The organism is Oribacterium sp. (assembly GCF_057249185.1).
Window position 1 is genome coordinate 1 of the sequence record NZ_DBHIGR010000023.1, and the last position, 9,521, is coordinate 9,521.

9 protein-coding genes and 1 pseudogene are annotated in these 9,521 nt (G+C 43.3%); all 10 read right to left on the reverse strand.

From position 1 onward, the window contains the following. Positions 1 to 754: pseudogene (locus ACO4PX_RS02520) on the reverse strand (hypothetical protein); the annotation flags it as partial. A gap of 6 nt (positions 755 to 760) precedes the next feature. Beyond that, a complete protein-coding gene (locus tag ACO4PX_RS02525; RefSeq protein ID WP_485571256.1) occupies positions 761 to 2,041 on the reverse strand; it encodes a sensor histidine kinase in 1,281 nt (426 codons plus the stop codon). 11 nt (positions 2,042 to 2,052) lie between these two features. After that, entirely contained in the window at positions 2,053 to 2,754 is a 702-nt protein-coding gene (locus tag ACO4PX_RS02530; RefSeq protein WP_007155840.1) for a response regulator transcription factor, read from the reverse strand. A gap of 105 nt (positions 2,755 to 2,859) precedes the next feature. Continuing rightward, positions 2,860 to 4,005: a bifunctional chorismate mutase/prephenate dehydratase gene (locus ACO4PX_RS02535; protein WP_485571258.1), complete on the reverse strand. Its 1,146-nt coding sequence runs from the start codon at positions 4,003 to 4,005 to the stop codon at positions 2,860 to 2,862. 136 nt (positions 4,006 to 4,141) lie between these two features. Further along, positions 4,142 to 4,900, reverse strand: a complete 759-nt coding sequence (locus tag ACO4PX_RS02540) for a lysophospholipid acyltransferase family protein (RefSeq protein WP_485571260.1) — start codon at positions 4,898 to 4,900, stop codon at positions 4,142 to 4,144. Positions 4,901 to 4,978: 78 nt separating this feature from the next. Continuing rightward, positions 4,979 to 5,794, reverse strand: a complete 816-nt coding sequence (locus ACO4PX_RS02545; protein ID WP_007155836.1) for an ABC transporter permease — start codon at positions 5,792 to 5,794, stop codon at positions 4,979 to 4,981. 87 nt (positions 5,795 to 5,881) lie between these two features. Next, on the reverse strand, positions 5,882 to 7,423 hold the full coding sequence (locus ACO4PX_RS02550; RefSeq protein WP_485571262.1) for a DUF2142 domain-containing protein: 1,542 nt from the start codon (positions 7,421 to 7,423) through the stop codon (positions 5,882 to 5,884). Continuing rightward, entirely contained in the window at positions 7,420 to 7,797 is a 378-nt protein-coding gene (locus tag ACO4PX_RS02555; RefSeq protein ID WP_315370232.1) for a DUF2304 domain-containing protein, read from the reverse strand. The genes ACO4PX_RS02550 and ACO4PX_RS02555 overlap by 4 nt, the downstream gene beginning before the upstream one ends. 3 nt (positions 7,798 to 7,800) lie before the next feature. Beyond that, entirely contained in the window at positions 7,801 to 8,775 is a 975-nt protein-coding gene (locus tag ACO4PX_RS02560; RefSeq protein ID WP_315370231.1) for a glycosyltransferase family 2 protein, read from the reverse strand. 93 nt (positions 8,776 to 8,868) lie between these two features. Then, on the reverse strand, positions 8,869 to 9,521 hold a 653-nt coding region (locus ACO4PX_RS02565; protein ID WP_485571264.1), incomplete at its 5' end, for a polysaccharide biosynthesis protein.

The following is a 9,521-nucleotide window of genomic DNA, read 5'->3' on the forward strand; positions in this document are numbered from 1 at the left end:
CTTGCGCCAAGTCCCCCTCTGTACCAAGATGCAGAGCTCTTTCCCGAAAATCCAATTCCTTTTCCAGTAAGGCGGAATAATTGTCCCCCAGAGTTTCTCTTCCTCTTGTTCCGGAAAGAGAAAATAAAACTATGCCCCCCTGTTCAATATAGGAATTGATGAAATTTTCCTGTTCCTTGGACAGGTCGGAAAAGGAAATATCCCGAATAATCAATAAATCCAAAAGGGAAAGTACCGACTCTTCCTTGGGAAAGGACTCCGGTTGAAATGCAAAAGTTCTGCTTTCCAGAAGTCCGTTATTGATTCTGGCATTATGCAGATAACCGATTCCCTCTCCCTTTTCGGAAAGAATTCCCACAAAAAGCTCCGCATCGGTTCCGGAAATATCCAGTCCCACTCTTTGGCTGTTGATTTGCTCTCCCCGCTTATTCTCAATACTGATAAGCATCTGATTCACGCCGGTGGGAAGACTCAGGTTCTTTACAAGCTCCTTTTTATTGTTACCTTCCACCACGATAGGATAAGAATATTCCACGATACTCTGGTTGGATTCCGCAAATAAAACCTTTAAATTACCGGAAAAAACCTGTTCCTCCGTATTTTCCACTGTAAGAAAAAGGGGCAGACTTCTCCCGGACTTCGCCGTATTTTGTATTCCGTACTGGTAGCTTAAATTCAGATTTTCCGCTCTTCCCTCTTTTCCCATGAGGAAAAGGAAGAAGAGAAATACAAAAATCAACGCCTTCTTTCCCATTTCTCCCTACTTTCTATCTTTCTTTCGATTCTTCTTATCCGACCTTCTCTCAGGCTTTTTCTCTACTCTTCTTTCAGACCTACCCTCATTTTTCTTCTCTACGCCCTCAGTTCCTCTACCGTTTCTTTCTTCCCGGGCAGGTCTCTCCGCAAAGCTCTGTCCTTCCTCCGTATATTTTAGAGGAAGAGTTACGTTAAATCGGGTTCCTCCCATATCCGACTGCACCGTAATATTTCCATGATGCATATCCACGATATTCTTTACAATAGCAAGTCCTAAGCCGGTTCCTCCCGTGCTTAGGGAACGGGAATGCTCCACACGGTAAAATTTATCAAAAATCAACGGCAGTTCCTTTTCCGGAATCACATAGCCGAAGTTTAAGACCTGCACCATCACCTCTTCCTTTTCCTTACGAAGACGAATCAGAACCCGCTTTCCTTCCGCCCCGTATTTGATGGCATTGCTGATTAAGTTGTCAAAAAGTCTGGCCAAAAGGTCCCCATCTCCTTCGATAAAAAGAGATTTTACATTGGCGGAAAAGTCATAGGAGAGATTGTTCTTCTCAAAATTCGGATAGCTTTCCTCCACCAGCTGGGATAAAAGCTGAACCAAATCCAGGGTGCTGATATTCATATTCAGCTTGCCATAGGATAATTTTGTAAAGCCAAAAAGCTCTTCGATTAGTTTTTGTAAACGGAGAGCTTTGTTATATACGATTTCAATATAATGTTTTTTCATTTCCTCCGGAACCATCTGGCTGTTTCGAAGCAAGTCCAGATAGCCCAAAATAGAGGTGAGGGGGGTTCTTAAATCATGGGCAATATTGGTAATCAGGTCTGTTTTAGACTGTTCGTTTTCCCTCTCCCGTTCAATATGGGAGGACAGCTCCTCTTCCATAAGACGAATGCTTTCCGCAATATGCGCCAGCTCTCCTTCTCCGGAAATGGCAATATCCGTATGAAAATCCCCGGCGGAAATCTGCTTTACCCCCTGAGCCAGAGTCTCAATATCTCTTGCCGTTTTTCTTTGCAGAAAGAGGAAAATGATGGTAAAAATCAAAATCCCCACCAGCACAAAAAGTAAAATACTGACGGTGCTGACAAAGGCAAAGCGTTGTACAAGGGGATTGTCATTTCCGATTTGCACCAGATAATTGGTGTAGGAACCGATGTTTAAAACCAAAAAACATTCGATAACCGCTGTAAAAAGGGCGGAAATTCCCACATGAACCAACAGTTGCATGAAATAGCCCCGACCGAAATGGTGGGGTAAACTCGTCTTCTTCAACGTAAAGACCCCTACTTTTCAATCTTATAGCCAACGCCCCAAACGGTGGTGATAATCTTGTCCTCTCTCTGATCCTCTTTCATCTTTCCTCTCAGACGACGGATGTGTACCATAACCGTATTGTTGGCCTCATACACCTTTTCATTCCAAACCTTTTCAAAAATCTCATCGGTGGAGAAAACTTTTCCGGGATGAGATGCCAAAAGGAAGAGAATATCGAACTCGATGGGGGTAAGCTTAATGTCCTCATCGTCAATCAATACCTTATGATTGTCCTTATTAATCAGCATATTCCGAATATGAATCTCATTATTCACATAATTGGGACCTGCATTGGGATTTAACTGGGTATAGCGTCTTAACTGAGACTTTACCCTGGCAGTAAGCTCCAAAGGATTAAAGGGCTTGGTCACATAGTCATCCGCCCCGCCGGTTAAGCCTACAATCTTGTCCAAATCCTCGGACTTTGCAGACAGCATAATCACGGGAATATTGGAGCTTTCCCGAATCTTACGGCACATCTCCAGTCCGTTCATTCCCGGCATCATCACATCCAAAAGCACCAGATGAATCTCTTCCTGAGACAAAATCTGTAAGCCTTCCTCCGCATTATATGCCTTAAATACTTTATATCCGTCAGACACCAAGTAAATTTCCACTAACTCGGCAATCTCTTTCTCATCGTCTACTACCAATATATTAATTTGCTGCATACTACCTCCTTAGCACAATATGTCATAGTGTACTGGATATTTGCGAAAAAAGAAAGATTATCTACTTTCTAAGTTCTTGCATTTTCGTTCCGAAAAACTAAATTTTTATCTTTTGAACTCTTTAGAAGGATAATTTCCTAAAACTCTAAAATCAACGCCCTCTTCCTGTAAACAGCTCAAGGCATTCAACACTTCCTTTTGCTCTAAATTCCCAAGAAAATCCACATAGAAGCAATAAGAAAACTCTCCGTCCCCCACCGGTCTTGACTGAATCATGGTAAGGGTCAGTCCGTTAAACAAAAAGTTCCCTAAGATATGGTACAGACTTCCCACTGCATGGGGCAGAGAAAAGGAGATACTGAGCTTCCCGGCATCCTTTGAAAACACCGCTTCTTTTCCTAAAATGAAGAAGCGGGTAGTGTTCTCTTTTTTACTAAGATTTTCCTCTAAAATCGAAAGACCGTACTCTAAGGCTGCTTCCCTGCTGCATAGAACTCCGGCCCCCTCTTCCCCTGTCTCCATAAGATTCTTCGCGGCAATCGCTGTATTTAAACTGGGAATTCCCTGTATCTTTGGATACTTCTGAAAAAAGTCTGCACACTGGGACAGGGCCTGGGGATGGGAATAGACTCTTTTGATGTCGGAGAAAGACTCTCCCGGGAGGGTTGCCAGGCAATGGGAGACCGGAAATTCGATTTCCTGCACCACATAAAGCTTAGGATGCTTTGCCAGAAGGTCAAAATTATCCTGTACCATGCCGTAGGTGGAGTTTTCCATGGGAAGAATGGCATAGTCCGCCCTTCCTTCTTCCAATGCCGAAAGCACCTCCTGAAAATGCGTGCAGGCGATCATATTTTCCTTTTGGAAAAAAGTTCTTCCCGCAAGATAGGAGTAGGCTCCCTCCGCGCCCTGATACACCAGGCTTTTCCCGGAAAAAGGAAGACAATCCAGCTTTTGAAAACCGGAGGAAAATCCTCTTCCTCTTTCCAAAAGCATACCGATTTGCTTTCTTCTGGACATGCTCATCATTTCCTGAAAAAGCTCGGTAATGGATTCCTGTAGCTTCGGGTCCTCCACGTAGCTTCTTGCCACCTGAAGCTTTTCTTTTTCCCTCTTGCTGTCCAGAACGGCCTTTCCGGTATCCAGCTTGAATCTGGCCACATCCTCCACAAGACCCATTCGTTTTTCGAAAAGATGAACAATCTCCCGATCCAATATATCCAATTCCTTTCGAATCTCCAAAAGATCCATACACCCTTCCTCCTCTTTATTCCGTAGCTTTCGCCTTGTGATATTCGGAACTGTTCTACTATTCCGATTATACTGTTCCGTCTTTACTAATCCTCTTTACTGTTCCGTCTTTACTGTTCCGGCTTTACCGTTCCGGCTATACCGTTCCGGAAAGCTCCCCGGCTTCCTTCTCCTTCAGCTCCGCAAGCATCTCCCGAATCCGCTCCTTGGTATACTCCGCAATATTCTTTCTGTCCTCCTCGGAAAGCTCTGATAAATCTATAGGCTTTCCGAATTGCACATAGACCTTGGCGCTGTGCAGTCTGGGAAAATCCTCTTCCATAATCCTTCTGGTATTAATCATGGCCACCGGAACAATCTTGCAGCCGCTCTTTTCCGCAATCTTAAAGGAGCCTGCCTTAAACTCTCCCAGCTCCAGCTCAGACTCTCCCTTGGTTCTGGTTCCTTCCGGGTAGATCCACATGGAAATGCCTGCCTTCACCTGCTTTATAGCCTCAATAATCACTTGAAGATTTTGCTTTAAGTTTTCCCGGTCCAAAAAGAGACAATGCAGCTCTCTCATCCATAATTCAATGTTGGGGATTTTTGCAATTTCCTTCTTGGAAATAAAGCCGGTGGGACGGGGCAAAATGCTGTAAGCCACCACAATATCAAAGTAAGAGCGATGATTTCCGATAAACAGTACCGCTTCCTTCTCCGGAATCTGATCTAAGCCATCCACGGAAAGCTCCACCTTACAGATTTTTAAAATCTGCCGTAATTTCCCTCCCACAATAGAGAGGACTAAAGCATCCCGCTTTTCACCCTTTTCCATCTTTCGGATAGAAAAAAGATGCAGGCTGCCAAAGCTTAGGAAAACAGCCAAAACCAATACTACCAAAATCATTGAAAGCATAAACTCTCCTTTTTTCTAAAAAGACTTTGTGCTCCCCTTACAGGAACAGACCGTAAAAAATAAGTTTCGTTACAAACTTTACAGCACATCGGAAAAATGAGGCCGTAAAGAACGGAAAAATCTTAGAGAGAATAAAAACATAACCGTGGTCACTCCCCAGAAATACAGGCTTAAGCCCGGTCTTTCGAAGAACCAGTGACCGGTAAGCATGGAATCCCTGTAGCCTGCCACAATATAATACATAGGGTTTATCTTTAAAATCCACTTAACAATGGGAGCCTTCCCGGTAAATAGTGTCTCATCGTACATTATCGGAGTCATCCAGATTCCGAACTGCAAGACAATTCCCACAATCTGCTGCATGTCCTTAAAGAAGACGGAAACCGCAGAGGTAAAGAAGGATAAAGCCAGGGCATAAAAAGCCGTGGCAAAGGAATAAAAGAATACCTGGGGCCAGGTAATCAAAATAGGTTCTCTGCTAAACAGGGCAAACAAAAACATAACCAGAAGGAAGAAAAGATGCACCAGGGAACAGCTGATTAACTTAATAATCGGCAAAAGCTCAATGGGGAAAACCACCTTTTTTACCAGATACTGATATTCCTGTAAGATTCCGGTATTCATATTCATCACTTCCGAAAAGAAGAACCAGGGCACCATTCCGGGAATCAGCCAGGTGGTATAGGAAACATTGGGCACCGGAGGGCTGGATTTAAAGCCGTAGGGGCCAAAGATAAAAGCATAAATCGCAATGGTTACCAAGGGCTGAATCAACATCCAAACCGCCCCGAAATAAGAGCCTACAAAGCGCTTCCGAAAGTCCGCAAAGGCCAGGCTCATAATCATTTTTCTTTTTTCTTTACAAATCTTGATAAGGGTCAAAAATCCCCGCATGCTATTCCCTTTCCGTTTATCTCGAATACTCCAAAGGAAGGATGATATGCTTCCTTCGGGATACTCGGTATCCATCAAAGTTCGAGTTTAGTGTAAAAACAAACTGATATAAGTGTATAAAAGAAATAAAAGATTCGCAAGAATCTGGAAGAAAAGGACGAAAGAAACGATCCTCTCTCCCTGCTTTCCCACCCTCTTACTTGGCATAAAGCAAAGAATAAAGAAAGGCAGTACCGGCAAAAAGTATCTTCCCTGAACCCCTAAGACATAGTCCGTACGCTTTGGTGTATAAGCAAAAAGCATGGAAGACAAAATCAAAACGATTAATCCCAAAGGAATCAGGAAAAGAATGATTCTTTGTAAAATATGAAGCTTCTTCCCCTGCATTTCCTCCCGTTCTCCAAAAATTCCTGCCAGGAAGGGGCAAATGCTGAAAAGCACCACCAAGGGAAGCGGAAATGACAGACGATTGTCAAACTGCCCCAAAGGACGGCCAATCAATGTATACCAGTACTCCTTTCCCTTGATAAAAAAGGTATTTCTCAGAATCTTTAAATACACATCCGGCTGTGCCAGAATTTCTCTTCGGTTATAGGTTTCCATTCCCCCGTCCTGTCCTACGATATTGGAAAGATTTACCGTATCCTCCTGAGGACGGACATAGCGGCTGAAGGCATCCAGATTCACCAGCAGTAAGGGTAGAACAATGGATAAGCCTATAGCAAAAATACCGATAAAATAAAGCCATGGGGAGGAAAACCGTTTAAAGGAAACCATAACGCAAAGCAAAAACAGAAGGGAATATACCATCTTACAGGGCGAAAGAGCTATGGCAATCAAACAAATCCATAGAATTTCCTTAAGGCCAAGCTTTTCCTCTCGAAACTGGTATTGAAAGATCAAGGATAAAAGAAGAAAGCTTAAGGCCAGGATATAGGCGTCATAGGACAAGGAAGAAATCAGCTCCAAGGTCATGGGAAAAAGACTGACGGAAAAAAGGATTTCCTTCCCCATAGGTATCTTTTCTATAGCCAGACTTCCTAAAATGCTGAAAAACAGAAGGTTAAAGAATCTCCCGAAATATAAAAGAGTAAAGCGTGAGCCATATAAGATTCTTGCAAAGGAAAATCCCAGCGCCGGAAAAAAGTAGGCTAATGGAGTGGTCTTTACCGGTTTTTGCAAAGTAAATCCATAGCCCTTATCTTTGGCAAAAAAAGAGGCCTTCTGTCTTTCCTCCACCTGTTTTCGATCAATATGCATACCGAAAACCGTAGCCTCCTCCGGCTTCCCGTCTCCGGTCCAGTCATCAATCTCCTCATCCTCCTTCCGGATGCGAAGATTTCCATCTTTATCATACAGCTTTCCCCCCTGTCCCATCATTTCCGAAGACAGAGCATAGGCACTGACATAATGCAGAACCTCATCCGGGGCGGATAAGGGCATTAAAACAAAGGAATACAGGGAACCCAGAATCATCATGCTCAGAAAATAAATCTGGGCAAGCTTCATTTTCCTACGAAAAAGAAAGAAGAAAAAGCCTGCTGCAAAGGCAAGGGAAATCAAACTAAGGAAAATGGTCTCCCGCAAAAATACGGGATGCTCTTTCCACAAGCTTAGTAGATTACTCATTTACTGTCCTCCTGCTCTACTTTCAAATGCTTTTCCCTTTCTCTTTCTTTTCTCTCCTCCAATGCCATATCCTGCACGATTCGATTCACCTTTTCCTCCAGCTTCCCCAATTCCACATGGGTATGGAAAAGCCGTAAAAGCAGAATAAAAATCACCAGCAAAAAGAGAAAGTTCGGTGTGGAGTAAATCCCCAGGCTTCTGGCCATAAAATCCGGTACAAAGGGAAAAATGGCAAAAACAAGCAAGAGAATGGAAAAAAGTAGCCAAAAGATACTCTCTTCAATCCGCATTTTCGCCTTTTTGATGGAACGATGTAAAAACAGGCTGGTTCCCAGGCAGACCAATATGATAATCACTCTAAACAAAGGACTCATAGATTACTGTTTTTCCCTTTCTTTGGAAAACTTCTTTCGGAAATACTGGGGATTCACGGTAAAGGCAAACACCCAGCTTTTCGGAAGCTTATGATAGCGCTTTCCCAGTTGATAGCCAAGAAAACGAAAGGCGGTTTTATAAAGGAAGGGGAGAATCAAAAGCGCCTTCTTCTCCTGCCAAAGCTTTTCTATACTCCTCTTCAGGTATTTCATTCCTTCCTTTTCCGCAGGGATTTTCGAGAATATTTCCCTATAGTCTCTGTGGGACACCCCCAGGTCAAAATTTCTATGGAACTGATCCATGGCGGAAAAATGATGGGAATGCCAAACCTCCGCCCTTGGGCAGTAGGCTGTTTTTCCTCCCGCTTCCTGCATCCTTGCGGCATAAATCATATCCTCGTTAAAAATACTGGGTTCGGAAAAGCCGCCTAGACTTTGAAACAAATCCTTTTTATACATACAACAGACATTGGACTGGAAAAAGCATTTGATGCCAAGCTTCGGCAACTGCTCTATCCCGCAAATCTTCGGCTCTGTTCCATAGTTGAAGCTCCTGGAAAGCACCTCGTCAAAGGAGCTTTCCTCGTCGGTAAGCTGTCTTCCGTAAACCGCTCCGATTTTTTCCTCCCAAGAAAATGCTTCCAGCAATTCCTTGGTACAAGAGCTATCTTTTGGAACCGCATCCTCCGTCATACATAGAAAAAAAGGCGCATCCGAAAAAGATACCCCCAGGTTTCTGGCGTAAGCATGGTCAAATTCTTCTTTCTTGATATGTTTTAAAAGGTAAAGCTCCGGATTCCTTCCCTCCAATAAGGACTTGGGAAAAAGAGCTTCTTCCGTATTAATCAAAATGATTTTTCGTGGAGGAACTTCCTGCTTTTCCAGGGCATCCAACAATCTTTTGCATTTCTCATCCGGCTTATAAGTGGGGATGATGACGTCATAGTTTTGCTTCTGACTTTGGGCATTTTCCTGCATTTCCTACCTCCTTTTGGCATTTTAACATGGGCTCTTTAGAAAAGAAAGGCTATAGTTTTAGCTTCTCCTTCTACTCTGCTATAGCTCTTTGCCTCATAAGGAAGAAACCGAGAATGAACTGTCCTTAAATTCGCCCTTCCCGTGTCCCGTAACAAAGAAGAAAAGGAACAAAAAGACCATCATGGAAAGAAAATGCAGACTGCCGTAAAAAAATCCTCCCATAGCTACCACCGGATTTACCGTAAAGAAGGAAAGCAGACTGGCAATGCCATAGCCGATAAATACCCATTTTTGCTTTCTCTTTAAAATCAAAAGATAGTACTCCGTGTTAGCCAGAGCATAGAAAGCTCCGCCCAAAATCAAAATGCAGAAGGTCCATCTTTCTCCTGTAAACTTTCCGGAGAAGCTGCTGCCAAGAATCCACTCCAAAATGCTGAGAGCCAGGCCGGAAAAAATAAGAGCCAGAAGAAAAAGGACTAAGGACAGCAAAACTACCTTTTTAAATAAGGCATTTTCCTGCTTTCGAAAGGCTTTTTCCTTCCCGGTCTGAAAAAGGACCGCCAACTGCGGAAGGGCCGGGCGGATAATAAAGTTTGCTAAAAGATAAATAAAGTTTCCGGGCATAAATAAAAGATTAAAAATACCGGAACGGGAAGAGCCGTAGACCTGATCCACCGCATATTTGCTGGAAGAAAAAACATAAAAGTCTAAGAACACGGAAAGAAAGAGGGTGAAAACCTCCTTCC